The 23,831-nt window shown below is 67.9% G+C and carries 22 protein-coding genes; 10 read left to right on the top strand and 12 right to left on the bottom strand.

Features of this window, described 5'->3' with window-relative positions; genetic code table 11:
- Positions 1-37 precede the first annotated feature (37 nt).
- Positions 38-958, top strand: coding sequence for an ornithine carbamoyltransferase (gene argF, locus F2Q65_RS04260; RefSeq protein WP_150090778.1), 921 nt, complete (start codon positions 38-40; stop codon positions 956-958).
- 33 nt (positions 959-991) lie between these two features.
- On the opposite strand, the gene F2Q65_RS04265 is transcribed toward argF, so the two are convergent.
- From F2Q65_RS04265 to F2Q65_RS04280, 4 genes are all read right to left on the bottom strand, one after another.
- Positions 992-2,224, bottom strand: a complete 1,233-nt coding sequence (locus F2Q65_RS04265; protein WP_150090780.1) for an SUMF1/EgtB/PvdO family nonheme iron enzyme — start codon at positions 2,222-2,224, stop codon at positions 992-994.
- 31 nt (positions 2,225-2,255) lie between these two features.
- On the bottom strand, positions 2,256-2,597 hold the full coding sequence (locus tag F2Q65_RS04270; RefSeq protein ID WP_150090782.1) for a chaperone modulator CbpM: 342 nt from the start codon (positions 2,595-2,597) through the stop codon (positions 2,256-2,258).
- A 3-nt stretch (positions 2,598-2,600) separates the two neighbouring features.
- Positions 2,601-3,560: a DnaJ C-terminal domain-containing protein gene (locus tag F2Q65_RS04275; protein ID WP_150090784.1), complete on the bottom strand. Its 960-nt coding sequence runs from the start codon at positions 3,558-3,560 to the stop codon at positions 2,601-2,603.
- A gap of 110 nt (positions 3,561-3,670) precedes the next feature.
- Complete coding sequence (locus F2Q65_RS04280; protein ID WP_150090786.1) at positions 3,671-5,182, bottom strand: AAA family ATPase; 1,512 nt, start codon at positions 5,180-5,182, stop codon at positions 3,671-3,673.
- Between the two features lie 72 nt (positions 5,183-5,254).
- On the opposite strand from F2Q65_RS04280, the gene F2Q65_RS04285 reads away from it, so the two are divergent.
- Positions 5,255-6,448, top strand: coding sequence for a class I SAM-dependent rRNA methyltransferase (locus tag F2Q65_RS04285; protein WP_150090788.1), 1,194 nt, complete (start codon positions 5,255-5,257; stop codon positions 6,446-6,448).
- A 9-nt stretch (positions 6,449-6,457) separates the two neighbouring features.
- Here the strand turns inward: F2Q65_RS04285 and sat are convergent, their stop codons facing one another.
- Positions 6,458-7,669, bottom strand: a complete 1,212-nt coding sequence (gene sat / locus F2Q65_RS04290; RefSeq protein WP_150090790.1) for a sulfate adenylyltransferase — start codon at positions 7,667-7,669, stop codon at positions 6,458-6,460.
- Between the two features lie 384 nt (positions 7,670-8,053).
- Here sat and F2Q65_RS04295 point away from each other — a divergent pair, with 384 nt between their 5' ends.
- Together F2Q65_RS04295 and F2Q65_RS04300 are read left to right on the top strand one after the other, a co-directional pair.
- Positions 8,054-8,272: a hypothetical protein gene (locus F2Q65_RS04295; protein ID WP_150090792.1), complete on the top strand. Its 219-nt coding sequence runs from the start codon at positions 8,054-8,056 to the stop codon at positions 8,270-8,272.
- 9 nt (positions 8,273-8,281) lie between these two features.
- On the top strand, positions 8,282-9,301 hold the full coding sequence (locus F2Q65_RS04300) for a glycosyltransferase (RefSeq protein ID WP_150090794.1): 1,020 nt from the start codon (positions 8,282-8,284) through the stop codon (positions 9,299-9,301).
- Between the two features lie 127 nt (positions 9,302-9,428).
- Here F2Q65_RS04300 and F2Q65_RS04305 read toward each other — a convergent pair whose 3' ends face one another.
- Positions 9,429-10,151 (bottom strand): transglycosylase SLT domain-containing protein, encoded by a 723-nt coding sequence (locus tag F2Q65_RS04305; RefSeq protein ID WP_150090796.1) that lies wholly within the window; start codon positions 10,149-10,151, stop codon positions 9,429-9,431.
- A gap of 666 nt (positions 10,152-10,817) precedes the next feature.
- On the opposite strand from F2Q65_RS04305, the gene mepK reads away from it, so the two are divergent.
- On the top strand, positions 10,818-11,354 hold the full coding sequence (gene mepK, locus F2Q65_RS04310; RefSeq protein WP_150090798.1) for a peptidoglycan L,D-endopeptidase MepK: 537 nt from the start codon (positions 10,818-10,820) through the stop codon (positions 11,352-11,354).
- Positions 11,355-11,423: 69 nt separating this feature from the next.
- Here mepK and gltX read toward each other — a convergent pair whose 3' ends face one another.
- The gene (gltX, locus tag F2Q65_RS04315) at positions 11,424-12,839 is read right to left on the bottom strand and encodes a glutamate--tRNA ligase (RefSeq protein ID WP_150090800.1); all 1,416 of its coding nucleotides are present in this window, start codon (positions 12,837-12,839) and stop codon (positions 11,424-11,426) included.
- 267 nt (positions 12,840-13,106) lie between these two features.
- On the opposite strand from gltX, the gene F2Q65_RS04320 reads away from it, so the two are divergent.
- The 4 genes from F2Q65_RS04320 (at position 13,107) to F2Q65_RS04335 (ending at position 15,980) form a co-directional block, all read left to right on the top strand.
- The gene (locus F2Q65_RS04320) at positions 13,107-14,201 is read left to right on the top strand and encodes a ligand-binding sensor domain-containing protein (protein WP_150090802.1); all 1,095 of its coding nucleotides are present in this window, start codon (positions 13,107-13,109) and stop codon (positions 14,199-14,201) included.
- Positions 14,198-15,016, top strand: coding sequence for a sirohydrochlorin chelatase (locus F2Q65_RS04325; RefSeq protein ID WP_150090804.1), 819 nt, complete (start codon positions 14,198-14,200; stop codon positions 15,014-15,016). Before F2Q65_RS04320 ends, F2Q65_RS04325 begins: the two co-directional genes overlap by 4 nt.
- A 233-nt stretch (positions 15,017-15,249) precedes the next feature.
- The gene (locus F2Q65_RS04330; RefSeq protein WP_150090806.1) at positions 15,250-15,444 is read left to right on the top strand and encodes a hypothetical protein; all 195 of its coding nucleotides are present in this window, start codon (positions 15,250-15,252) and stop codon (positions 15,442-15,444) included.
- A gap of 116 nt (positions 15,445-15,560) precedes the next feature.
- The gene (locus F2Q65_RS04335; RefSeq protein WP_150090808.1) at positions 15,561-15,980 is read left to right on the top strand and encodes a hypothetical protein; all 420 of its coding nucleotides are present in this window, start codon (positions 15,561-15,563) and stop codon (positions 15,978-15,980) included.
- A 29-nt stretch (positions 15,981-16,009) separates the two neighbouring features.
- Here F2Q65_RS04335 and F2Q65_RS04340 read toward each other — a convergent pair whose 3' ends face one another.
- The 4 genes from F2Q65_RS04340 to F2Q65_RS04355 all read right to left on the bottom strand — a co-directional run bounded on the left by F2Q65_RS04340 (position 16,010) and on the right by F2Q65_RS04355 (position 22,177).
- Entirely contained in the window at positions 16,010-17,023 is a 1,014-nt protein-coding gene (locus F2Q65_RS04340) for a Nudix family hydrolase (RefSeq protein ID WP_150090811.1), read from the bottom strand.
- 13 nt (positions 17,024-17,036) lie between these two features.
- Entirely contained in the window at positions 17,037-18,266 is a 1,230-nt protein-coding gene (gene argJ / locus F2Q65_RS04345) for a bifunctional glutamate N-acetyltransferase/amino-acid acetyltransferase ArgJ (protein ID WP_150090813.1), read from the bottom strand.
- A complete protein-coding gene (gene secA, locus F2Q65_RS04350) occupies positions 18,245-21,079 on the bottom strand; it encodes a preprotein translocase subunit SecA (protein ID WP_150090815.1) in 2,835 nt (944 codons plus the stop codon). The genes argJ and secA overlap by 22 nt, the downstream gene beginning before the upstream one ends.
- 144 nt (positions 21,080-21,223) lie before the next feature.
- Positions 21,224-22,177, bottom strand: coding sequence for a M23 family metallopeptidase (locus tag F2Q65_RS04355; protein WP_246155962.1), 954 nt, complete (start codon positions 22,175-22,177; stop codon positions 21,224-21,226).
- Between the two features lie 121 nt (positions 22,178-22,298).
- Between F2Q65_RS04355 and F2Q65_RS04360 the strand changes: the two genes are divergently transcribed.
- A complete protein-coding gene (locus F2Q65_RS04360) occupies positions 22,299-22,775 on the top strand; it encodes a DciA family protein (protein WP_170265515.1) in 477 nt (158 codons plus the stop codon).
- Positions 22,776-22,806: 31 nt separating this feature from the next.
- On the opposite strand, the gene lpxC is transcribed toward F2Q65_RS04360, so the two are convergent.
- Positions 22,807-23,718 carry a UDP-3-O-acyl-N-acetylglucosamine deacetylase gene (gene lpxC / locus F2Q65_RS04365; RefSeq protein WP_150090819.1) on the bottom strand — a complete coding sequence of 304 codons (912 nt, stop codon included), beginning with the start codon at positions 23,716-23,718 and terminating at the stop codon, positions 22,807-22,809.
- Between the last annotated feature and the right edge of the window lie 113 nt (positions 23,719-23,831).

The raw sequence follows: 23,831 nt of genomic DNA on the forward strand, positions 1-23,831 counted from the left end.
CGCGCGTGGTCGCGGCCGGCCTCAGGAGTTGCATGCCATGACGCAATCCCCCCGTCACTTTCTCACCCTGCTGGATCTGGAACCGGACGAGGCGATGTCACTGCTCCGGCGCGCGATCGAACTCAAGCGCCTGCGCGCCGAGGGCGCCGACTATCTGCCCCTGGCGCACCGCACCCTGGCCATGGTGTTCGAGAAATCGTCAACGCGCACCCGGGTGTCCTTCGAGGCCGGTATGGCCCAGCTCGGCGGCCATGCGCTGTTCCTGTCTCCCCGCGACACCCAGCTCGGCCGCGGCGAGCCCATCGAGGACAGCGCCCGGGTGCTGTCGCGCATGGTCGACGCGGTGATGATCCGCACCTTCGACCAGGGCCTGGTAGAGCGCTTCGCCGCCCACTCCCGGGTCCCGGTCATCAACGGCCTCACCGACCGCTTCCATCCCTGCCAGTTGCTGGCGGACATGCAGACCTTCCTGGAACACCGGGGCAGCATTCGCGGGCGGCGCGTCGCCTATGTGGGCGACGGCAACAACATGTGCCACTCCTACATCAATGCCGCCCGGCTGTTCGACTTCGAACTGCGCATCGCCTGCCCCGCGGACTTCGAGCCGGATGCCGACGTACTGCAAGCGGCCGCGGACCGCTGCGACATCGTCCGCGATCCGCGGGTGGCGGCGAAGGACGCAGACCTGGTGGTGACCGACGTCTGGGCCAGCATGGGACAGGAGAGCGAGCAGGACGCCCGCGCCGCGGTGTTCGAGCCATTTCGGGTGGACGCCGCCGTGATGGCCGCGGCCCGGCCCGATGCCCTGTTCATGCACTGCCTGCCGGCCCATCGCGGTGAGGAAGTCAGCGCCGAGGTCATCGACGGCCCGCAGTCTGTGGTCTGGGATGAGGCGGAGAACCGCCTGCATGCCCAGAAGGCCCTGCTGGAATTGCTGATCCTCGGCGGGCCGCGCTGATCGAGCAGGCGCGGATACCCGCGGCAGAACCGGTCAATCCGGCGGCAGCACAAGCCGCAGGCCGGCGCCGGCAAAGCGGTCATCGGGCATCGCCCAGTGACGGAAACTGGCGCGACGCAACGCCGGCAAGGTGTGCAGACCAGCACCTTTCAGGGTGACGGCCCCCGCCGCAAACGCCGCCACCGACGGGCTCTCCGGCCCCGGAAACGGCATGAACTCCGGATAAGCATGCAGCGGGCCCGCGCACCACTCCCAGACGCTGCCCGCAACCTCCAACTGTCCGGCTCGGGCGGCCACCTCCCATTGATACTCGTGCGGCAGCACCGCGCCGGCGCAGGCACCGCCCAGGCGCGCTGCCCAGCGGGCGAACGCCCAGGCCTCGGCCTGGTCCAGCCCCGATACCGGGGCATCCGCCGGCAGATCCGCCGGGCCGTTGAGGCTCACATCGAACCAGCGACCGGCGGCATCCTGGCGCCATTGCAACGGATGCGGCATGCGCGCTGCCGTCGACTCACCAGCCTCCGGCCAGAGGGCGGCATCCTGGTAACCACCGGCCTGCATGAATGCCAGATACTGGGCGTTGGACACCGGCGCGCGGGTGATCCGATAGGCCGACAGGGGCACCGCCTGCGGCGGCAGCTCGTTGTCGTAGGCGAAGGCGTCGCCGCGGGCACCGACGCGATAGTGCCCCTGCTCCACCATCGCCGCCGGGGCCGCCATCACGTCCGCCAACGAGGCCGCACGCAACGGGGTGGCGACACGGTAGTCGGCACTGGCATCGCCCTGTTCCTGCGCCGACACCGGTGCCAAGACCAGCGCCAGCCGCTGGGCCAGCATGCGCTCGTAATCCTTGGCATGCTCCTGCAGCAGCCACCAGGGCAGGCGGTCGTGCTCCAGCAGCGGGTGGGGCGGCAGCGCCCCCGGGGTCGCGAGCCGACGCAGGTGTTCGTCCTGTATCTCCACGGCCCAGGCCAGCAGGTGCGGCGGCGGCGGCAGGCCCGCGCATTGCCGGTCCAGGGTCAACCCACCGGCTGCGGTGTCGCGGATGAAGAAGACGCGCGCCCGGGCGGTCAGATCCTGATCCTGGTCCAGACGCTCGCGCAGCCAGTAGGCCTCACGGTAGACCGCATTGGCAAACAGCCAGGCCAGCGACGGACGCTCCGGCGACAGCTGGCACATGGCCGCCTCCGCCGGCACCTGGCGCAGCGTCTCGCGCAGCAGCTCCTGCACCGACGCCAGGCCGGAAAGCAGCGCCGGGGCAATCATGACCGGCACCCCCGGGTGCGGCCCAAGCCCATCAATCCACCTCGCAGATCACGCCGTGCTGCTGCTCCAGCGCGCGCACACGACGACGCAACTGCTCCACCTCTTCGAGCAGTTCCAGGGCCAGCGCAGCGCCGGCCAGGTTCAACTCCAGGTCGTGCTGCAGTCGCAATGCGCGACGGGCGCGCCGCACCTCGACGCCGCTGAACGACCAGTTGTCCGGCCCGGCCCCGCCGCCAGGCTGCAACAGGCCCTCGCCCACCATCAGGCGCACCTGCTCGACGCTGACGCCGCAGACCCGCGTCATCTCGGTGATGCTGACCCTGGTCTGCTCGTCGAGCAGGACACCCTCGATGCCGGTCTCGTGCTGTGCCATGGTTCAGACCCCCAGCCTGGCGCGCGGATTGAATCCGGCGAAATGCTTCGACAGTTCCTCGAACGCCGACCGCGCCGCATCGGCGTCGGCCGGCGGATTGACGATCTCCAGCTCGATGAAGGCATCGCCGGGCGTCTTGCCCGGCAGCCCGCGCCCCCGCAGCCGCAACCGCTGGTTGCTCTGGGAATTGGGCGGGATCTTCAGGCTGACGGTGCCGCCCAGGGTCGGCACCGGCACCGTCGCCCCCAGTGCCGCCTCCCAGGGCGTGATCGGCAGCCGCAAATGGATATTCCGGCCCTCGCTGCGGTAGATGGGGTGCGGCATGAGTTCGATCTCCAGGTACAGGTCGCCGTTGTCACCGCCCATGCCGGGCCCGCCCTGACCGGCCAGGCGGATCTGCTGTCCCTCGGTCACGCCGGCGGGGATGCGCACATTGAGGGTGCGCGTGCGGGTTTGCAGGCGTCCGTCCTTGTCGAACTCCGGCATTTCCAGGCTCAACTGACGACTGCTGCCGTGGTAGGCGTCCTCCAGCGAGATGCGCAGACGGGCGGTCTGGTCGGCGCCGCGGCGGGCGAAACCGCGATCGCGCGCGCCGGGGGGCACATCGCCGAAGCCGGCCCCTCTGCCGGCGCCGCCAAAGATACTGGCGAAGAAGTCGCTGAACCGGGCCGCCTCTTCGGGCGAGAATTCATATTCCCGCCGACCGCCGCCGCTCCCGGGTGGTGGGCGGAATTCGTCTCCGGCATGCCAGCCGCTGCCGAGGGCGTCGTACTGGGCCCGTTTGTCCGGATCCTTCAGCACCTCGTTGGCCTCATTGACCTCCTTGAAGCGGGTCTCGGCATCCGGCTCCTTGCTGACGTCCGGGTGGTACTTGCGCGCCAGCTTGCGGTACGCACGCTTGATCTCGTCGGCGGACGCATCGCGGGCGACGCCGAGGATCTTGTAGTAGTCCTTGTACTCCATGGGCATGTCTCGCTGGGGGCGTGTCGGGATAGGGCATGTCTCGGCGGTGGAAGGCCTGACCGCGAGCGGAATTCAAGACCGGAATTCTAGCGCAAACGGAACCGCCGCCCTCAAGCGGGAACCGTGCGCCCCCGCGCCCACTGGCGCAGCCGGGCGATCTGCTCACCCATGACGACGGACAGGGGCTGCGTCGCCGCCAGCTCCGCCAGTATCCGTTGCGTATCGGGGGCCGCGTCGGAGGCGCTGCTGTCGGCGCGGGCCGCGTACAGCGCTGCCACCACGGCCTGCTCGATGCCGGCACCAGAAAAGCCGGCGCTGGCCTCGGCGAGGCCGTCCAGGTCGTAGCCGGCGGGATCCAGTCCGCGCCGCGCCAGGTGAATGCGGAAGATCTCCCGACGCACGGCCGCATCTGGCAGATCGACGAAGAACAGCTCGTCCAGCCGACCCTTGCGGATCAGCTCCGGGGGCAGGCGCGAGATGTCGTTGGAGGTGGCGACCAGAAAGACGCTGCTGCGGCGCTCGGCCATCCAGGTCAGCAGCGACCCGAGCATGCGCCCGGCCGGCCCATCATCGCCCGACCCAACGGCCAGCCCCTTCTCGATCTCGTCCAGCCAGAGCACGCAGGGCGACATGACATCGGCGGTTCTCAGGGCATGGCGCAGGTTGCGCTCGCTCTCGCCGATGTATTTGTTGTAGAGGGCGCCGAAATCCAGCCGCAGCAGGGCCACGCCAAGATGGCCCGCCACCGCCTTGGCGGCAAGGCTCTTGCCGCTGCCCTGCACCCCCAGCAGCAGCATGCCCTTGGGGCGGTCGGCGGGACTGCCGTGCGGCCGCCCCGGATGATCTGCGGACGCGGCCTGCAGCAAGGCGTCGCGGCGGCGGTCGAGCCAGGCCTTGAGGTTGTCCAGCCCGGCAACATCGCCGAAATTGGCGGTATCATGCTCGAATGACAGGGCCCCGCTCGGGCTCAGCAGCTCGTACTTGGCCAGACTGACGGCGGCGACGTCCGTCTCGGTGATGGCACCGTCGTGGACGATGGCGTTGCGGATCAGCCGGCGGGCGTCGGATTCGGTGACGCCGAGCAGGTTGCGCGAGAGTTGTTCCACCGCCTCGCGATTGGCACGAAAGCTGCGGTCCGGCCGCGCCTGCTGCCAGCGCTGGGCCTCGTCGCGGATCAGCGCCAGGATCCGGTTGCGATCCGGCAGCCGCAGACTGAACCGCGCACTCAGATGACGCAGCTCTGGCGGGGTCTCCAGGGCATGACTGACCAGCACCAGCCGGCGCCGGACGTCATCGAAGGACTGCGCGATCTCCTTGATCAGACGCACATGCAGCGGGTCTGCCAGAAAGGGATGCAGATCCAGCAGCAGGTAGACGCCGGAGCGCGCGCTGGCCTTGATGTGGCGCAGCGCCTCCGCAGGCTCCGTCAGATCGGCCTGGGCCGCGGTCGCGTATTCGACCCGACGCAGGCCGTCGGTCAGGGTCCAGCAGAACACCGGCTCGGCCAGCTGCAGGCCGAGCCGGGTGAATAGCTGCAGCAGACGCCGCTCCTCCAGCGATTCGATGAGCAGGATGGGGGTCTCGGAGTGGAGCATCAGCTCCAGGTCGTGCAGATCGGTCACGATGGCACAGGTCTGGCCGAAGATCAGCGATCGTCGAGTATATAATCAATTGCCCCAAGACCGGAGACTGCCATGAAGCCCGCCCCACTGCGACTGAAGAAAGACCAGGAGCGCCGACTGCTCGCCGGACATGCCTGGATCTACAGCAACGAGGTGGACACCGCCGCGACACCGCTGAAGGGGCTGGAGCCGGGCCAGGCGGTGGAGGTGTTCAGCCAGCGCGGACGCTGGCTCGGCCACGGCTATGTGAATCCGCACTCGCTGCTCTGCGCCCGCCTGCTGAGCCGGGACCGGGCACACCCGCTTGGCCCGAGCCTGCTGGTGCAGCGGATCCAGGCCGCGCTGGGGTTGCGCCGGCGGATCTACCCGCAGCCCTTCTACCGGCTGGTTCACGGCGAAGGCGACGGCCTGCCCGGCCTGGTGGTGGACCGCTACGGTGACCTGCTGGCCGTACAGGTCACCACCGCGGGCATGCAGCGGGCGTTGCCTGCGGTGATCGCGGCACTGGAACAGGTGGTGCGACCGCAGCGGATCGTGCTGCGCAATGACACCGCCGTTCGCGCACAGGAGGGGCTGGAGCAGGGCATCGACTGGGTGCTCGGCGAGGATCCCGGCGAGATCGAGCTGACGGAGGACGGCCTGCGCTTCGGCGTCGCCCCGGGCAGCGGCCAGAAGACCGGCTGGTTTTTCGATCAGGCGGACAACCGGCTCGCCCTGAAACGTCTTGCGGCGCCCCGCCGCGCGCTGGACGTCTGCTGCTATCTCGGCGCTTGGGGCCTGCGGGCGGCAGACGCAGGGGCAGAGTCGGTCACCTTTGTCGACAGCTCCGCCGCGGCACTGGACCAGGTCCGCGCAAACGCCGCGCGCAACGGCCTGGAACAACGCATCCAGTGCCGCCAGGGCGACGCCTTCGAGACCTTGCGCGCGCTGCGTGAGGAGGAGGCCCGGTTCGATCTGGTGATCCTGGACCCGCCGGCCTTCATCAAGCGCCGCAAGGACGAGGCCGAGGGCACCCGCGCCTACCAGCGACTCAATCGGCTTGGGCTCGCGCTGCTGGAGCCCGGCGGCATGCTGGTGACCGCATCATGTTCGTTCCACATGGAGCGCAATGTCTTCCTGCACACGGTGCAGGGGGCGGCCCAGCGCACCGGCCACACGCTGCAGTTACTGCTGGCCGGCACCCAGGGGCCGGACCATCCGGTGCACCCGGCCATCGTCGAGACGGCCTACCTGAAGACCTTTTTCCTGCGTTCCCTGCCCGTCTGAACGCGTCGGTCAGCCCCGGGTCTGGGTCTGGGTCTGGGTCTGGGTCTGGTAGTAGTCCATCAGGATCTGCGCCACCTCGGGCCGGGAGAATTCCGGCGGCGGCGCGATGCCCTGGGACAGCATCTCGCGCACCCGGGTGCCGGACAGCAGCACGAAGTCCTCCTTGGTGTGGTCCGGCGCCTCGCACATCATCACCACCTTGTTCAGCTTCCTGGAGTAGGCGGTGTGGTCGGCCTTGAAGATCTCGATGTCCAGCGCACCTTCGGGCACCTCGGTGTCGAAGATGGTCTGGGCATCGAAGGCGCCGTAGTAGTCGCCGACACCGGCATGGTCACGACCGATGATGAAATGGGACGCTCCCATGTTCTGCCGGAAGTAGGCGTGTAGCACCGCCTCGCGGGGTCCGGCGTAGAGCATGTCGAAGCCGTAACCTGTGACCATGGCGCTGTTGGGCGGGAAGTACAGCTCCACCATCTTGCGGATGGCGGCGTCGCGCACCGGCGCCGGGATGTCGCCGGGCTTGAGCTTGCCGAGCAGCATGTGGATGACCAGGCCGTCGCAGTCCAGCCGCTCCATGGCCATGTGGCACAGCTCCTCGTGCGCCAGATGCATGGGATTGCGCGTCTGGAACGCGACCACGCGCTTCCAGCCGCGTTCGACGATCTCGTTGCGGATCTCCACTGCGGTGCGGAAGGTGTCGGGGAAGTCGTCCTGGAAGTAGGAGAAGTGCAGCACCTGGATCGGCCCCGCCAGCGCCGTGCGACCCTGGGCGTTGAAGGCGGCCACACCCGGGTGCTCCGGATCCTGGGTGCCGTAGACCCGCTCGGTCATCAGCGCCATCTGCGCGTCGCTGACCTGCTCCACCGCCTCGACATCCAGGATGGCCAAGACCGGGTTGCCCTCCATGTTGGGATCACGCAGGGCCACGCGCCGGGCGTCGCCGATGGCGGCGGCATCCGGGATCAGGCACAGGATCGGCACCGGGAAGAACAGCCCGTCGGTGGTCCGCATGTCCTCGGCCACGCTGATGGCATCCGCCACACGCATGAAACCGGTCAGTGGCGTGAAGTAACCGCCGCCCATCATCACGGCATTGCCAGCGGCCTGCGAGCTGACGACCACGGACGGCAGGCCTTCCGCCTCGCGCATCAGCGCGTGGTGTTGCTCGGAGTCGTAGACGAACAGGGGCTTGAGCTCATCGGAGCCAACGGGTCTGATCATGGCTTGCCTCTTCAGTGCGCTCGCCGGCGTCGGCACGGCAGCCGCGTCGTCGCCAGAGCGACCGCGGGCGTCACCGGGTGCAGCGGCGAGCTGCATGGTATCGATCGGAGTGGTGCCGGTCGAAAAATGATTTTGGTCGAAACGGGTATTAGTCGAAACGGGTATTGGTCGGGTCAGGTATCGAGCGGATCGGTGGTGGGTCGGATTCTGGAAACGACGCCACATCGGCCGCATCTGGTTGCCGTACGCGCCAAGGCGGCACCGCGAACCGCCCTGGAACATACCATAGCCGGTCCCGGGGACTTCCCAGGTTCTCCTTATGACCGGAGCAAATGCTTTTGCTTGTTGCTCAACCGATACCCACGCCACACAGGGATCGATCCCATGCCCTATTTTGTGTACAAAGTCACGCCATCCCTTCAACTGACTTACGTCGACACCAAGGAACGCTATCAGGAAGCCCGGGCCATCGTGCGCGGCCTGCGCGAACAGCGCCAGGACGGCGACGACGCGGACTACCGCCTGATCTTCGCCCGGCAACAGGGGGAGGCCGAACGGCTGCTGTCGACACCCCGGGATGAACGGGTCATCGGGGAGGATTAGCGGACCTCCATGACCGCCGCACAGGTCAGCGTGCTGCTGCCGTACCGGGATGCGGCACAGACCCTGCCGGCGTGTATCGCCTCGATCCGGGCGCAGACCCTGGAGCACTTCGAACTCCTGTGCATCGACGATCACTCCAGCGACGGCGGCGCCGAACTGGTGGCAGAGATCGCCCGCGAGGATCCTCGCATCCGGCCCGTCACGGCGCCCGGCCACGGCCTGGTGCAGGCACTCAACTTCGGCCTGCAGACCGCGCGCGGCGGCCTGGTGGCACGCATGGACGCCGACGACATCATGCATCCGCGGCGGCTGGAACTGCAGCAACGGGCCATGGCCGAAGACGCCGGACTGACGGTCCTGGCCAGTTGCGTCGAGGCCTTCGCCGACGGGCCGCTGACGGATGGCTTTCGCGCCTACATCGACTGGCAGAACAGCTGCGTCAGTGCCGAGGCCATGGCTGCCGACATCTACCTGGAGGCGCCGGTGGCGCACCCCTCGGTGATGTTGCGCAAGGCGCGCATTCTGGCCCATGGCGGCTACCGCGACGGCGACTTTCCCGAAGATTATGAGCTGTGGCTGCGCCTGCACCAGCGCGGCGAGGGCTTCGGCAAGTTGCCGAAACGGCTGTTGCGCTGGCGTGACCATGGCCAACGCTTGTCACGCCGGGATCCCCGCTATGCGCGCGCGGCCTTCGACCGGTTGCGGGCGGACTATCTGGCCAGGGATGCGCGCCTGCTGGCCGCCCGGGATCGACTCGTCATCTGGGGCGCCGGACGCAAGACCCGCTCCCGGGTCGGCTGGCTGCTGCGCCAGGGCTACCGGCCCCGGGCCTGGATCGACATTGACCCGCGCAAGATCGGCAACCGCCTGGACGGTGTGCCCGTAGTCAACCCTGACTGGCTGCGACGGCGCTCACCACGCCCGTTCGTGCTCAGCTATGTCGCCGCCCACGGCGCGCGCCCGTGCATCGAGGCCGAGCTGGGCCGGCTGGGCTATCGCAAGGGCACAGATTACCTGCACGTTGGATAAGCGTCGGGGTTGAGAGCCGCTTGAAGGCTGGGTTGCAGCCTGGGCTGAAGGCCGGCGTCGGGCCGTTGTTGGCAGCCGGCGTTGAGAGCCGGTATCAAGGGTCGGTGCCAAGGGCCGGCGCGGGCGATCATGACGGACGCGCCCCCTGCTCCGCCGACAGATGCCTGAGCACCTTGCGCACATAGTCCAGGGTCTCGGGATAGGGGGGGATCCGGTCGCCGTGGCGCCGGACGGCATTCTCCCCGGCATTGTAGGCCGCCAGGGCCAGTGTCAGATCACCGTCGAACAAGTCGAGCAGGAAGCGCAGATAGGCGGCGCCGCCGCGGATGTTCTCCGCCGGATCCCAGATGTCGGCAACGCTGAAACGCTCGGCCGTGGCCGGCATCAACTGCATCAGGCCGCAGGCCCCGGCGTGGGACTGCGCATCCGACCGGTAGGCCGATTCCGCGCGGATCACGGCGTGCAGCAGATCGGCGCTCAGGCCGAAGCGTCGGGCATTCTCGTCGATCAGATGCCTGACCTGCGCCCGCCGCAGGGACATGGCCCCGCTCACCGGCCGCGACTGGCCGTGGCCGTGCACTGTCACGGAGGCCGCCGTCAACCGCCCCTGGATCAGCGCTTCAGCGCGGGCCGTCTCCTCGGCCTGGGCCACCTGCTCCGCCCGCTGGCGATTCTCCGCCACCAGCCGTTTGGCGGTGCGCTTCCACTCCAGCCGCAACCCCCGGGAGACCAGCGGCTTGTCGGAAAAATAGACATTTCCGGCGGTGTCCACGTACTTGTAGACATCGGCCACGGCCACCACCGGCAGCGCCAGCCCGCACAGCAGCAACCAGGCACCGAAAGCGACCATGCCGGCACCGGTCCGGCGAACATCGGCTGCGGATGCCAAACAGCATGCAGTGGAACGCCCAAGGCACAGCCCGGGGCGCAGTGTGCGACAGCGCATCGATGCATGTGGCGAAGACATCGGTCTCTGGTCAATCTGGAACGGACAGACAAATCGAAGTGCGTGCCGGTTTTGGCCAATAAACCGACATATCCCAAGCCGGGCTTCAGGTATCCAAGAAGGTCGACGTCCGCCGAGTATAGAACGCATCGCCCGAAGGTCAACACCACAGCCCGGGGGCACAGTCGCCGCGCCGGGTTCAGACCCCGGATTCCGATCAAGGCACGCCACAGGAGGCTTGAAGAGGACGCTCATCAACAGGACTTTATCCAATCAAGCTACTGATTTATAGAGCCTTTACCGCGTTTAGCGGGAGACGTGCCGAGTGTTGGCCTGGAATGAATCAGGGAGGCCAATCAATCGGTGCCTCCCTGACGGATTTGTCCCGTTTGAATCCGCACGCCCCGGGCAAACAGCCAGGGCGTTGCGTTTCACCCCCCGCTGGTTATACTGCTGACCGGGCCGAGTAATCGGGCCGGGCATCCGCCCCGCGCTCACCACCGGCAACGCTGACATGAACAGCGTGTCCTCGGCCCGTTCGAACGACATCCGACCAGGGGGAAATCCGACATGAACCGACGCCATTTCCTTGGCGCTGGGCTTGCCTTGTGCTCAGCGCCAGCCTTCGCAAAGGGGACGACCGCTACCGACAAGCAGCCGCGCGTGCTGTCACTGCACCATCTGCACACCGATGAGCGTCTGACGCTGACCTACCGCATCGGCGCTCGCTACCAGCCCGGCGCGCTGCGGCGGCTGAACCACTTCCTGCGGGACTTTCGCACCGGCGACAGCATCGAGATCGATCCCCAGCTGTTCGATCTGCTGCACGACGTCAAGGCCCGCCTCGGGCAGGACGACGGGGTGTTCGAGATCATCAGCGGCTACCGCTCACCCAAGACCAACGCCAACCTGCGCCGCACCTCCTCGGGCGTCGCCAAGAAGAGCCTGCACATGAGCGGCCAGGCGCTGGACGTGCGGCTCAGCCGGACATCTACCCGAAGCGTCCGCGATACCGCCCTGGCCCTGGGCCGGGGGGGCGTCGGCTACTACCCGAAATCCGATTTCGTCCACGTCGACACCGGCCGCGTGCGGCGCTGGGGGGCCTAGCACCCTGCCGTGTCCCGGGATCTGGTGCGTATCCGGCACCAGGTCCCGGCTAGCAGCAGCCGGCGCCCCTCAGGCGGCCGCCTCGCGCTCGGCGATGAACGCCAGGGCCTTGTCGATGCGCCGCAACGTGGCGGCCTTGCCCACCAGCTGCAGGGTCAGGTCGATGCCCGGTGATGCGGCGCGACCGACCACGGCCACGCGCAGCGGCTGCGCCACCTTGCCCATGTTGATGTCGAGTTCCGCCGCGACCTGCTCCACGACGTGGTGCAAGGTCTCCGGCTGCCAGTCCTGCAGCGCCAGCATCTCCAGTCCGGCGCGCACGCGGGTGAGCGGCTCCCGCGCCACCGGCCGCAGATGCTTCTTCGCCGCGGCCTCGTCGTAGGCGTCGAAGTCGCGGTAGCAGAAGGCGCTGATCTCCGCCAGTTCCACCAGCGTCTTGGCGCGGGCGCCCTGGGCGGCCACCACGTCCACCAGATCCGGCCCCTGGCTCGGGTCGATGCCCAGATGCCCCATGTGCGGGCTCAGCAAGCGGGCGATGTGCCGGGGATCGCCCTGCTGGATGTAATGCTGATTGAGCCAGTCCAGCTTGTCCGTGTTGAACGCGGCGGCGGACTTGTTCACGTCGGCGATGTCAAACAGCGCGATCATCTCCTCCAGCGAGAACACCTCCTGATCGCCATGCGACCAGCCCAGTCGCACCAGATAGTTGAGCAGGGCCTCGGGCAGGTAGCCCTGCTCCCGATAGGCCACCACGCTGACCGCGCCATGGCGCTTCGACAGGCGCGCGCCGTCGGCGCCCAGGATCATGGGCACATGGGCGTAGCGCGGCGGCTCCTGGCCCAGGGCGCGCAGGATGTTCATCTGCCGCGGCGTGTTGTTGACGTGGTCGTCCCCGCGGATGACGTGGGTGATGCCCATGTCCGCATCGTCCACGACAACAGTCAGGTTGTAGGTGGGCGAGCCGTCGCTGCGACGGATGATCAGGTCATCGAGCTCGGCGTTGGCAAAGGCGATGCGCCCGCGGATCAGGTCGTCCACCACCACGGCGCCGTCCACCGGATTCTTGAAGCGGATCACATGGGGTTTGTCCGGGTCCACCTCGCGCCCGCGGCAATGGCCGTCGTAGCGCGGCTTGACCTTGGCGGCCATCTGGGTGTCGCGCAGGCGATCCAGTCGCTCCCTGGGGCAGTCGCAGCGATAGGCCAGCCCCTTCTCCAGCAGTTCGTCGATGACCTGGCTGTAGCGCTCGAAGCGCTCGGTCTGGAAGAAGGGGCCCTCGTCATAGTCCAGCCCCAGCCAGGTCATGCCCTCCATGATGGCGTTGACCGATTCCACCGTGGAGCGCTCCAGGTCCGTGTCCTCGATGCGGAGCACGAAGGCGCCGCCATGCTTGCGGGCGAACAGGTAGCTGAACAGGGCGGTGCGGGCGCCCCCGACGTGCAGATAGCCGGTCGGCGAGGGCGCGAAACGGGTGCGGACGGTCATCGGTGAAGGATTCCTGGCTAACGCTGGGCTGTACGGAAGGGGCGCAGTGCCGGCTGGCCCGGCCCGCGCGGATGCCCGGCCGGTCGCCGTTGCGCGACGGTCGGGCAGTATAGCAGAGGGTCCGGCACTTGCCTTCTGCCGTCGTCACCGATACATCCGCAGGGTAACAAGCTCAACCGGAGACGAGGTTCAGGTTGTCGCGGGTCAGGTGGGCGTCACCGAAACTCGATCACCGTTACGCAAAACGAATGACACGGGAGGCTGAAGATGCAGATGTCGAGGACGGGGGCGCTGGCAATCGCCGGGCTGGGACTGGCATTGCTCATTGCCGGCCCGCTTCTGCCGGGCGGTGAACGACTGATCAGAAACGGACCACCCCAGGGCGGCCATGTGACGGACCTGGCCCGGGCCGCCGACGGCTCGGTGCTGGCCGGCACCCAGGACGGAGCGCTCTGGCGTCTTGCCGAGGGGCGCTGGTCCAGGATCAATCTGGATCTGGGCGGACAGCCCGTGACTGCGCTGCCGGCGGGCGTGGCGAATGATCTCATGCGGGCGCCGATCGGCACTGCGGGCGGACTGATCAACGGCCCGCCCGGGCTGCCGCCGCTGCGCGATCGCGTCAGCGATCAGGCCGTGACAGATGCCGGCCTGGTGGTCGCCACTGGCGACGGCCTGCAGGTTGCCGGCGACGGCCGCTGGCAGACGGCGCTGCCGGGGGTGCAGGTCTACCGGCTCGGGGTGCAGCCGGCGAACGGCAGCGATTATCTGCATGCGGGAACCATCGGCCAGGGCGTATTCAGCGCACGGGTCGAGGACCTGCGCGACTGGATCGCCAACGCAGACGGGCTGCCCGCGGCATCCCGCGTGTACAGCTTCGCTGTCACCGCCGGTGGTCGCCTGATCGCCGGCACCGATCACGGCCTGTACTGGCAAACGGCGCCGCAGCAGCCCTGGCGCATGCTCCGGGTCGGTCTGGAGGACAGCCGCATCCTGTCGCTGCTGCTGGAGCCCGCCGTGGACGCAGGCACGCAGCCGTTGTGGATCGGCAGCGATTCCGGGCTCTACCGCGTCGACCTGACCGAACACCAGGAGCGCGTCGCAGCCGCCGCCTACGCCGTCCTGGTGGACGCCCCGCCTGAACACCTGCGCTACGGCATCAGCTGGATCCTGCCCCAGGACGATGGCGTGCTGTTCAGTGCCGGCGACGTCTATCAGTACGGCGAGTTCGGCCTGAAGGGCTGGTACTGGATCTCCCTGGCCGGCCTGCTCCTGGTGCTCGCCGGCGGCTGGCTGTTCCCGGCCCGCGCGGCTGCCGCCCAAGACGAGACCGGTTCCGCAAGCGGCTCCAGGGCTGGCGCATGATCATCCTGCTTGACAATGGGTCGACGCGACCCGAGGCCACCAGGAACCTGCGACGGCTGGCGGCCGCGCTGAGCGCACGCACGGGCCGAACGATCCACCCGGTGTCACTGCTGCATGCATCCAGGATCGACCCGGCGGACCTCGACGGGGTGCGGGCCGACATCCTGGAACCCTTTCTGCTGCATCAGTGCGAACAGGGCCAGCGCGACTTCACCATCCTGCCGCTGTTCTTCGGACCAAGCCGCGCCCTGGAGCAGTTCATCCCCGATCTGGTGGAACGCATGGCGCAACAGATCGGCCCGTTGCGGGTCAAGGTCGCCGATGTCCTCTGCCCGCTGCCCGCCGGCGAACCGGGGCTGGTGGACATCCTGGCCGACCATGTGACGGCCACCGTTGCCCGCCACGGGCTGCAGGCCCCCCGGGTGGTGCTGGTGGACCACGGCTCGCCGGTACCTGCGGTCACCGCAGTGCGCCACTGGTTGGCCGCACGGCTGGCGGAGCGTCTGCATGGGGTGCAGGGGGTGTCCGAGGCGGTGATGGAGCGCCGGCCGGGTGCCGAATACGACTTCAACGGTGCATTGCTGGCGGACTGGCTGGCGCAGATCGGGTCCGGATCACCGGTGACGGAGGTGGTGCTGGCCATGCAGTTCATCTCCCCAGGTCGGCATGCCGGCGTCGGCGGCGACATCGAGAGCATCAGCCAGGAGGCCATGGCACAGCAGCCGGGATTACGCGTGCTGCCGTCCCCCTTGCTCGGGGAACACCCACGGCTGCTGGACATCCTGACGCAGCGCCTCGTGACCGTCGACGCCTGACGGCATGGGTACTGAGGGATCCGCGACACGAAAGTCCGCAACCCCCGGGTCGTCAACAGGCAGACCGGTGCTCGCCTGGATCACTGTCGGGCATTTGCCGACATTTTCCATGGTAACTACCAATTGCGCGTGACCGGCAGCGCGCTAAGCTAGCTTGTGGTAGAACCAAGCAGTACAGCGGCACCGGCGCCTGCACGGGCGCGCTGCCGCAGGACCGACCCGACGAGGGCATCATGACACCGAACCAGAACAAAGCCGTGTGGGAATTGTGTCGTCAGGGCTTGCATAGCATCGCCGAGGCCGCTGAAATGGCATGGACCCGGGGCGAGCCCTACCGGCCACAACAGCATGCCCATCTGCCCCGCGAGACTGCGCACCTCATCACCTACTGCAATTTCGAGATCACGCCGCAGACCGCCGTCGCCTGAGCCTGCTTCGGTGGGTGCCTGCAGATTGCCGATAGCGCCTGAAGCGGCCGGGCAGCGAACCATCGGCCGGTTGCGTGGTCAGGATCGTCAATCGAACTGATACGGAACCAGCGACCGTGCGAGCCGGCTATCTCATCCTGCGAACGGACCCCGCCCAACCCGGCATGGTGACGGTGCGGGGTGCCGACCATCCGCCCGACACGGCCGGCAAGGACGCAGAAAATCTGATCTTCATCGCGCGCTTCTCCAGCCTGGACATTGCCCTGATGCATTTCCACACCGGGCTGCGACGTCGCTTGGTGGATCTGAACCGGCACCTGTACCGGGCGACCCCGGCCGAGGCGGTGGCGGTGGCCGAGGCCATCGAGTTATCGCATCGGCCGGTCTACATCGCGCCAGACCTGGCGGAGAACCGCGAAGTCACCGCGCGGGTGGAGACCCTGCATCGACGCCACCAGATGACCGACCGGCTGTTCAACGGCATCGGCATTGCCGCGGTGATCCTGCTGCTGGTGCTCATGGCGCTCGGGATCTAGTCCCGAGTCGAGCACCCGCAGCCGGCGCCCTAGCCCCCGACCGCGCCAACGCCGCCCTCGGCATCGGCCGACCAGAGCCCGCTGATGGCAGCGATGCCCTGGGCGCCGGACGCATGGCTGATGGCCAGATGCTGCGGGCCGAGGCCACCCAGGGCATACACCGGCAGCCCCACCGGCTCGACCAGCGCACTGAATCCGGCCCAGCCCAGTGTCGCTGCGCCGGGATGGCTGCGGGTGGGCAACACCGGCGACAGCAGCGCGTAATCCAGTTGCAGTCGCTGCGCCAACGCCAGTTCTGCCGCACTGTGGCACGAGGCCCCGACCAGGCGATCCGCCGCAACCGGCCGCGTCTGCAGCCGTTGCAGCATGCGGGCGGATAGATGCACCCCGTCTCCCGGCAGCGTGGCGGCCAGCGCGGGATCCCGGCTCCAATCCCGGTTCAGCAGCAGGCGCGCCCCGGCGGCCCGACAGATCGGATACAGCCGCTCCGCCAGACGTCCGTAGTCGCGGTCCGACAGGGCGTGGGCGCGCAATTGCACGATCCGGATGCCTGCGGCCAGGGCCCGGTCCAGCCGCGCTGCGAAGGCCGCCGGATCCCGCGGATCGTCTCCGGTGATCAGATAGCGGCTGGGCAGCCGCAAGGCACTAATGATGGGCCGGTCTGCAGCAGGAAAGCCGGCCGCGTCCATGTCGTCCGGTCGCACCCAGGCCAGCGGTTGGCCCTCGCGACCGACCGGATCTCCCTCGAAGGCGTCGACGCGGTAGACGTCCAGCCGCACATGCCGGTCTCCGTAGTCGTGATGGACGCGTATCAGGGGCCGGAACCGGCGAACCTGGATGCCCAGTTCTTCATGCAGTTCCCTGGCCAGCCCCTGCGACGGGGCCTCTCCCGGCTCCAGCTTGCCGCCGGGGAATTCCCACAGCCCCCCCTGATGGACCCCCGGCGGCCGCCGGGCGATCAGCACCCGGCCGTCCGGATCGACCAGGGCGCCGGCGGCCACGTGGATGATCTGCCGGTCCGGGGTGGCGGACGTGGAGGACATCCGGGCAGCGGCCTCAGCTGCGGTAGTCGGCGTTGATGCGGACGTATTCGCAGGACAGGTCACAGGTCAGCACCCGGGCCTGCGCATCGCCACGGCCCAGATGCACGCGGATGGCAAAGCTGTCGCGGGCCATCACCTGCTGGCCGTCCGCCTCCCGGTAGCCGGGATCGCGACCGCCGCTGGACACGATCAGGCAATCGTCCAGCCAGATGCGGACCGCCTCGATGTCCAGCCCGTCGACGCCGGCGCGACCGACGGCGGCGAGGATGCGCCCCCAGTTCGGATCGCCGGCGAACAGGGCCGTCTTCACCAGAGGCGAATGGGCGATGGCGTCCGCCACCGCCCGCGCCTCGTGCGCGCTGGCGGCCGTGGTCACCTCGACGCTGACCAGCTTGGTGGCACCCTCGCCATCGCGCACGATGGCCGTGGCCAGGTCCGCACAGATGGCGTCCACCGCCTCGCACAAGGCCTGCCAGGCATCGCCGCCGGCACTGTCGATGACGGCGTTGCCCAGGCTGCCGGTGGCGGTGAGCACGCAGGCGTCGTTGGTGGAGGTGTCGCCGTCGATGCTGATGCAGTTGAACGATTGCGCCACAGCGTGCTCCAGACATTGCTGCAGCAGCGGGGCCGCCACGGCGGCGTCCGTGGCGATGAACGCCAGCATGGTGGCCATGTCCGGACGGATCATGCCGGCGCCCTTGGCCATGCCCACCAGCGTCGCCTCGGGACCATCGGCCCCCAGCCGGAACCGACGGCTCGCCAGCTTGGGTACCGTGTCGGTGGTCATGATTGCCCGCGCCGCCTGCGCCCAGCCGTCCTCACGCAGCCCCGACAGCGCCGCCGGCAGCGCGTCGCGCATGCGCGCCACCGGCAGGTCCTCGCCGATGACGCCGGTGGAGAAAGGCAGCACCTGGCCGGCAACGCAACCGGCCAGGTCCGCCAGCGCCTGACAGGTGGCGCGGGCGTCCGCCAGGCCACGCGCACCGGTGCCGGCATTGGCATTGCCGGCATTGATGAGCAGGAAGCGGGCGTCCGCCCGGGCCAGATGCTCACGGGCCACCGTCACTGGCGCGGCGCAGAAGGCGTTGCGGGTGAAGGTGGCGGCGGTGGCCGCCCCCGGCGGCAAGGCCATCAGCACCAGATCGTCACGGTCGCGGTAGCGGATGCCCGCGGCGACGCTGGCAAGCCGAATCCCGCCAATGGCAAGCGTCTCCATCGGACTCAGGAGACCCGCCCGTGACATTGCTTGTACTTCTTGCCAGAGCCGCAGGGGCAGGGTTCGTTCCGACCAACCTTGCGACCGTCGCGCACGAACGGCTGGTGCTCCGGTCGCTGGCCTGGCTGCTGGCCGGGACCGGCACCGCCTGCCGCCGCCGGCTCGCCCGCCGCATCCGCCGCGGCACCGAGACCGGTGAATTCCTCGTGCTTGAACTCGAACTCCCGGGGCCGCGGCGCCATGGCCGGCACCTCGTCCGGGGTCTGCACCTGCATCCGCAGCAGGGTCTTGACCGCCTCCTGCTTGATGCTCGCCAGCATGGCGGAGAACATCTCGAAGGCCTCGCGCTTGTATTCCTGCTTCGGGTTCTTCTGCGCATACCCGCGCAGGTGGATGCCCTGGCGCAGATAGTCCATCTGCGCCAGATGATCCTTCCATTGGGTGTCGAGGGTCTGCAGCATCACGGCCTTCTCGATCTGACGCATGGTGTCCGCCCCGACCATCTGTTCCTTGTCGGCGTAGTGGCGGTCGATCTCGTCGGCGATGCGCTGCCGCAGGGTCTCTTCATGCAGGCTGTGGTCCGCGTCGAGCCATTGCTGGATCGGCCATTCGCCGCCAAAGGCATCCACCAGCGCCGCCTCCAGGCCGGGCACGTCCCATTGCTCCTCCAGGCTCTGCGGCGGGATGTGCGCATCGATGATCTCATTGAGCACGTCGGCGCGCATGGCCTTGACGGTCTCGGCGATACCGTCGCCGTCCATCAGTTCGCGGCGCTGCTGGTAGATGACCTTGCGCTGGTCGTTGGCGACATCGTCGTAGTCGAGCAATTGCTTGCGGATGTCGAAGTTGCGTCCCTCCACCTTGCGCTGGGCGTTCTCGATGGCGCGGGTGACCCAGGGATGCTCGATGGCCTCGCCTTCCTGCATGCCGAGCTTCTGCATCATGGCCGCAACCCGCTCGGAGGCGAAAATGCGCATCAGGTTGTCCTGCAGCGACAGGTAGAAGCGGCTGGAGCCCGGATCGCCCTGGCGTCCGGAACGGCCCCGGAGCTGGTTGTCGATGCGCCGGGACTCGTGGCGCTCGGTGCCGATCACGTGCAGCCCGCCGGCGGCGATGACCTGGGCATGACGCGCCTTCCAGTCGGCGCGGATACGCTCGCCATCGGCCTCGTCCGCGGCCGCCTCCAGCTCGGCATCCAGATTGCCGCCGAGCACGATGTCGGTGCCGCGACCGGCCATGTTGGTGGCGATGGTCACGGCGCCGGGCTCGCCGGCACGCGCGACGATGCCCGCCTCGCGCTCATGCTGCTTGGCGTTGAGCACCTCGTGCGCGATACCGGCCTCGTCGAGCATCTTCGACACCAACTCCGAGGTCTCGATGGACGCGGTACCCACCAGCACCGGCTGCTTGCGCTGGACGCAGTCCTGCACGTCCTCGGTGATGGCCTGGTACTTCTCCTTCTGCGTCAGATAGACCAGGTCGCCGCGGTCGTCGCGGACCATCGGCATGTTGGTGGGGATGACCGCCACCTCCAGGCCGTAGATCTGCTGGAACTCATAGGCCTCGGTGTCGGCGGTGCCGGTCATGCCCGCCAGCTTCGGATATAGCCGGAACAGGTTCTGGAAGGTGATGGAGGCCAGCGTCTGGTTTTCCTGCTGGATCGGCACGCCCTCCTTGGCCTCCACCGCCTGGTGCAGACCCTCGGACCAGCGCCGGCCGGGCATGGTGCGGCCGGTGAACTCGTCGACGATGATGATCTGGCCGTCGCGGACGATGTAGTCCACGTTTTTCTGGAACAGGACATGGGCGCGCAGGGCCGCATAGACATGATGCATCAGCATGATGTTGGCGGCGTCGTACAGGCTCTCGCCCTCCGCCAGCAGGCCGAGGTCCATGAGCATGGCCTCGACCTTCTCGTGGCCGTCCTCACTCAGGTACACCTGGCGGCCCTTCTCGTCCACCGAGAAGTCGCCGGGGCCGAAGTCCGGCTTGCCCTCGTCGTTGGTGATGGGGTCCTGGCGGGTCAAGCCCGGGATGATCCGGTCGATCTTCTGGTAGAGATCGGTGTTGCCCTCCGACGGCCCGGAGATGATCAGCGGCGTGCGCGCCTCGTCGATGAGGATGGAGTCCACCTCGTCGACAATGGCGAAATGGGGATCGCGCTGCACCCGCTGCTCCGGCGTGAACGCCATATTGTCGCGCAGGTAGTCGAAGCCGAACTCGTTGTTGGTGCCGTAGGTGATGTCGGCGTGGTAGGCATCGCGCCGCGTCGCCGGTCGCAGATGGCGGTAGCCGAGGTCGTCGGTGGGCTCGAACTCCGGTGCATAGACATAGGAGGCGGCATCCGGCCCCAGTCCGCCGGAGGAGTTGATGACACCGACGCTGAGGCCCAGGAAGTGATACACCTGCCCCATCCAGGCCGCGTCGCGACGGGCCAGGTAGTCGTTGACGGTGACCACGTGCACGCCCTTGCCGGGCAGCGCGTTCAGATAGGCCGCCAGCGTGGCAACCAGGGTCTTGCCTTCACCGGTGCGCATCTCGGCGATGCGGCCGGAATTGAGCACCATGCCGCCAACCAGCTGGACATCGAAATGGCGCATGCCCAGTGCCCGCTTGCCCGCCTCGCGCACGACGGCGAAGGTCTCAGGCAACAGATCGTCCAGCTTCGCCCCGGCGGCGAGGCGCTCGCGGAACTCGGCCGTGCGGGCCCGCAGTGCATCATCGGATAGCGCGGCGAGATCGGCCTCCAGGGTGTTGATCGAGTCGACGCTCTTCAGCAGACGCTTGACCAGGCGTTCGTTGCGACTGCCAAAAATCTTCTTGAATGGATTGAAAGCCATGACATCCTGCCCAGACGGGCGCCCCCTGGGACGATAAAAAATCGACGGTGAAAAAATCCGCTCAGTGTAACCTAAAGCCCGCCCAAACGCAGGGCCCGGACGGGCAACAAGAGCGTTCGCGCTTCCCCGCGCATCGACTGGAGACTACAGACGCGCGAGACGGGAGGGCTGGGTCAGGTCGAGATACTGCTCGGGATCGATGGCCTCTCCGTTGCGGCGCACCTCGAAGTGGACATGGGGTCCCGTGGACCGCCCGGTGGAGCCGAGCTTGGCGATCACCTGGCCCTTGCGCACCAGATCCCCTTCCTTGGCCACGTTGGCCAGGTTGTGGGCATAGCGGGTCTCGAGCCCGTTGGCATGGCGGACCTCGACGATGTTGCCGTACCCGCTCTTGCGCCCGGAGAAGGTCACCAGGCCGTCCGCCATGGCAACGATGTCCGCGCCTGTGCGCCCGGCGATGTCGATGCCCAGGTGCATGCTGCGACGACCGGTGATGGGGTGTCGGCGGAAGCCAAACTTCGAGGTCACGACACCGCCGGTCTTCAGCGGCCAGCCCTCCGGCACCGTATGGCCACGCAGGTCGCGATCCATGATCAGGGTCTCGAGCAGCGCCAGCTTGCTGCGGCGGTCGTCCAGTTCTGCCAGCACCTTCGCCAGGTCCTGCGCCACCTCGTCCATGCGGTTGCCGCGGGCGCGCAGGTCATCCGGGCCGCCCGCCGGGGGCGGGTTGTCGAAATCGAATTCGTCCGCGTTCAGGCCGGCCATCTCCACCAGTCGTCGGCCGAGGGCGTTCATCCGCAGGATCTCCGCCTGCATCTCGGCGACACGGACGGCCAGGACGTCGATGGAGGTGTTGAGGGATCCGCCGCTGTCCGAGGGCGAGCCCGGGTCCGGATCCGGCTGCGGATAGGCGCGCATGAGGGCCGGTGCCTGCAGCGCGAAGTCGCCGCCTGCGGCCGGTTGCGCCAGCCGGACCTTGCCCAGCCAGAAGCCGAGACCGCCCGCCGCCAGCGCGATGCCGACCATCACCAGCAGGATCACGGAACTGTAGCCTCGCTGCTTCTGCAGCGGGATCTGTCGTCGATTCAGTCGTCGCATTGGTGAACGCCGTATCATGTCGTTTCGTTCTTCATCAGGACCCCGCGAACCAGGGGCCCTCCCCACATGTCGTCTTCGTTATCTTTGTCACACCAAACCGACGGTAGAACGCATCCGAGCCATGACCCTGCGCACGCAACACATCCGCGGCTTCCTTCGCCAGAGCGACGCCGTCTCGGCGCTGCTCGACGAGATCCAGCGACGCGAGCGCCTGCTGCTCGCGCTGCGTGCACACCTACCCCGCGAGTTGCAGGGGCATTGTCGCCAGGCCACGCTGGTGGCCGGGCGCCTGATCGTGTCGGTTGATTCCCCCGTCTGGGCGGGACGACTGAGGTTTCTGTCGCCTCAGTTCTGTGCAGCCCTGGAAACCGAAGGCTGGGTGGTGCGGGATTGCCAGGTGCGCGTTGCGCCCCTGCCGTCGGGGCCGGCGACCGGCACGCGCCGGTCTGCGCCGCAACCTCCCGGACCGGAAGCGGCGGAATTGCTCCGCCAGGCCGCCGACTGCCTCGGCGATTCAGTGCTCTCCGACAGCCTCAGGCGACTGGCGGGGCATGTCCGCCAGTCGGGCCAGTCGGAGCGGCCGGAGTCGCAGGACTGAGGCCGCCGACTCTCCAGCGTCGCCACACACATCAGCCGATCAGCACCGGATTGGCATAGTTGATCGGCAACTGGGCCGGATCGTCGAACGTGACCTCTTCCCAGGCGCTGCGATCGGCAAGCAATGCGCGCAGCAGGCGGTTGTTCAAGGCATGGCCGGACTTGTGGCCATGGAACGAACCGATCAGGGAGTGGCCCAGCAGATACAGGTCGCCGATGGCGTCGAGGATCTTGTGCCGGACGAATTCGTCCTCGTAGCGCAGGCCGTCGTCGTTCAGCACGCGGAAGTCATCGACGACAACGGCATTGTCCAGGCTCCCGCCCAGAGCCAGGTTCTGCTGGCGCAGGGCCTCGATGTCACGCAGGAAGCCGAAGGTGCGTGCGCGGCTGACCTCCTTGACGAACGAGGTGCTGGAGAAGTCCACCGCCGCCATCTGCGTGCGCGACGTGAAGGCCGGATGGTCAAAGTCGATGGAAAAACTGACCTTGAACCCCTCGAAGGGCTCGAAGCGGGCGAACTTGTCGCCGTCTTCCACCCGGATCTCCCGCTTGATCCGGATGAATCGCTTGGCCCGGTTCTGCTCCTCGATGCCGGCGGACTGGATCAGGAACACGAATGGCCCCGCGCTGCCGTCCATGATCGGCACCTCCGCGGCGCTGACATCGACAAAGGCGTTGTCGATGCCCAGACCGGCGAAGGCTGACAACAGGTGCTCCACCGTGGAGATGCGCGCGTCGCCATTGATCAGCGTGGTCGACAGCCGGGTATCACCCACATGCAGCGGACAGGCGGGGATGTCCACTGGCGGCTCCAGATCCAGACGACGGAACACGATCCCCGTGTCGGCCGCTGCTGGCCGCAGGGTCAGGTAGACCTTGTTGCCGGTATGCAGTCCGACCCCAGTGGCCCGGATCACGTTCTTAAGCGTTCTTTGGCGGATCATGCTTTTTCTCCCTGCGGGACCGGTTCCGGGCGCAATGTCGCCGTGGCGGGTCAGATTCCCGCCCCGGCGCCCGCTGACGGCAGTCATCAGGGCACCCGGACGGCATTACTGCG

Source organism: Thiohalocapsa marina (genome assembly GCF_008632335.1).
In the GTDB taxonomy this organism is placed as follows: domain Bacteria; phylum Pseudomonadota; class Gammaproteobacteria; order Chromatiales; family Chromatiaceae; genus Thiohalocapsa; species Thiohalocapsa marina.

What these genes read in the sequence shown, in the direction of transcription:
- argF (WP_150090778.1), top strand. Translation starts at nt 38, where the DNA reads ATGACGCAATCCCCCCGTCACTTTCTCACCCTGCTGGATCTGGAACCG.
- F2Q65_RS04330 (WP_150090806.1), top strand. Translation starts at nt 15,250, where the DNA reads ATGACACCGAACCAGAACAAAGCCGTGTGGGAATTGTGTCGTCAGGGC.
- F2Q65_RS04265 (WP_150090780.1), bottom strand. Translation starts at nt 2,224, where the DNA reads ATGATTGCCCCGGCGCTGCTTTCCGGCCTGGCGTCGGTGCAGGAGCTG.
- F2Q65_RS04270 (WP_150090782.1), bottom strand. Translation starts at nt 2,597, where the DNA reads ATGGCACAGCACGAGACCGGCATCGAGGGTGTCCTGCTCGACGAGCAG.
- F2Q65_RS04275 (WP_150090784.1), bottom strand. Translation starts at nt 3,560, where the DNA reads ATGGAGTACAAGGACTACTACAAGATCCTCGGCGTCGCCCGCGATGCG.
- F2Q65_RS04295 (WP_150090792.1), top strand. Translation starts at nt 8,054, where the DNA reads ATGCCCTATTTTGTGTACAAAGTCACGCCATCCCTTCAACTGACTTAC.
- gltX (WP_150090800.1), bottom strand. Translation starts at nt 12,839, where the DNA reads ATGACCGTCCGCACCCGTTTCGCGCCCTCGCCGACCGGCTATCTGCAC.
- F2Q65_RS04305 (WP_150090796.1), bottom strand. Translation starts at nt 10,151, where the DNA reads ATGGTCGCTTTCGGTGCCTGGTTGCTGCTGTGCGGGCTGGCGCTGCCG.
- mepK (WP_150090798.1), top strand. Translation starts at nt 10,818, where the DNA reads ATGAACCGACGCCATTTCCTTGGCGCTGGGCTTGCCTTGTGCTCAGCG.
- lpxC (WP_150090819.1), bottom strand. Translation starts at nt 23,718, where the DNA reads ATGATCCGCCAAAGAACGCTTAAGAACGTGATCCGGGCCACTGGGGTC.
- F2Q65_RS04360 (WP_170265515.1), top strand. Translation starts at nt 22,299, where the DNA reads ATGACCCTGCGCACGCAACACATCCGCGGCTTCCTTCGCCAGAGCGAC.
- secA (WP_150090815.1), bottom strand. Translation starts at nt 21,079, where the DNA reads ATGGCTTTCAATCCATTCAAGAAGATTTTTGGCAGTCGCAACGAACGC.
- F2Q65_RS04355 (WP_246155962.1), bottom strand. Translation starts at nt 22,177, where the DNA reads ATGCGACGACTGAATCGACGACAGATCCCGCTGCAGAAGCAGCGAGGC.
- F2Q65_RS04285 (WP_150090788.1), top strand. Translation starts at nt 5,255, where the DNA reads ATGAAGCCCGCCCCACTGCGACTGAAGAAAGACCAGGAGCGCCGACTG.
- F2Q65_RS04320 (WP_150090802.1), top strand. Translation starts at nt 13,107, where the DNA reads ATGCAGATGTCGAGGACGGGGGCGCTGGCAATCGCCGGGCTGGGACTG.
- F2Q65_RS04325 (WP_150090804.1), top strand. Translation starts at nt 14,198, where the DNA reads ATGATCATCCTGCTTGACAATGGGTCGACGCGACCCGAGGCCACCAGG.
- argJ (WP_150090813.1), bottom strand. Translation starts at nt 18,266, where the DNA reads ATGTCACGGGCGGGTCTCCTGAGTCCGATGGAGACGCTTGCCATTGGC.
- F2Q65_RS04300 (WP_150090794.1), top strand. Translation starts at nt 8,282, where the DNA reads ATGACCGCCGCACAGGTCAGCGTGCTGCTGCCGTACCGGGATGCGGCA.
- F2Q65_RS04340 (WP_150090811.1), bottom strand. Translation starts at nt 17,023, where the DNA reads ATGTCCTCCACGTCCGCCACCCCGGACCGGCAGATCATCCACGTGGCC.
- sat (WP_150090790.1), bottom strand. Translation starts at nt 7,669, where the DNA reads ATGATCAGACCCGTTGGCTCCGATGAGCTCAAGCCCCTGTTCGTCTAC.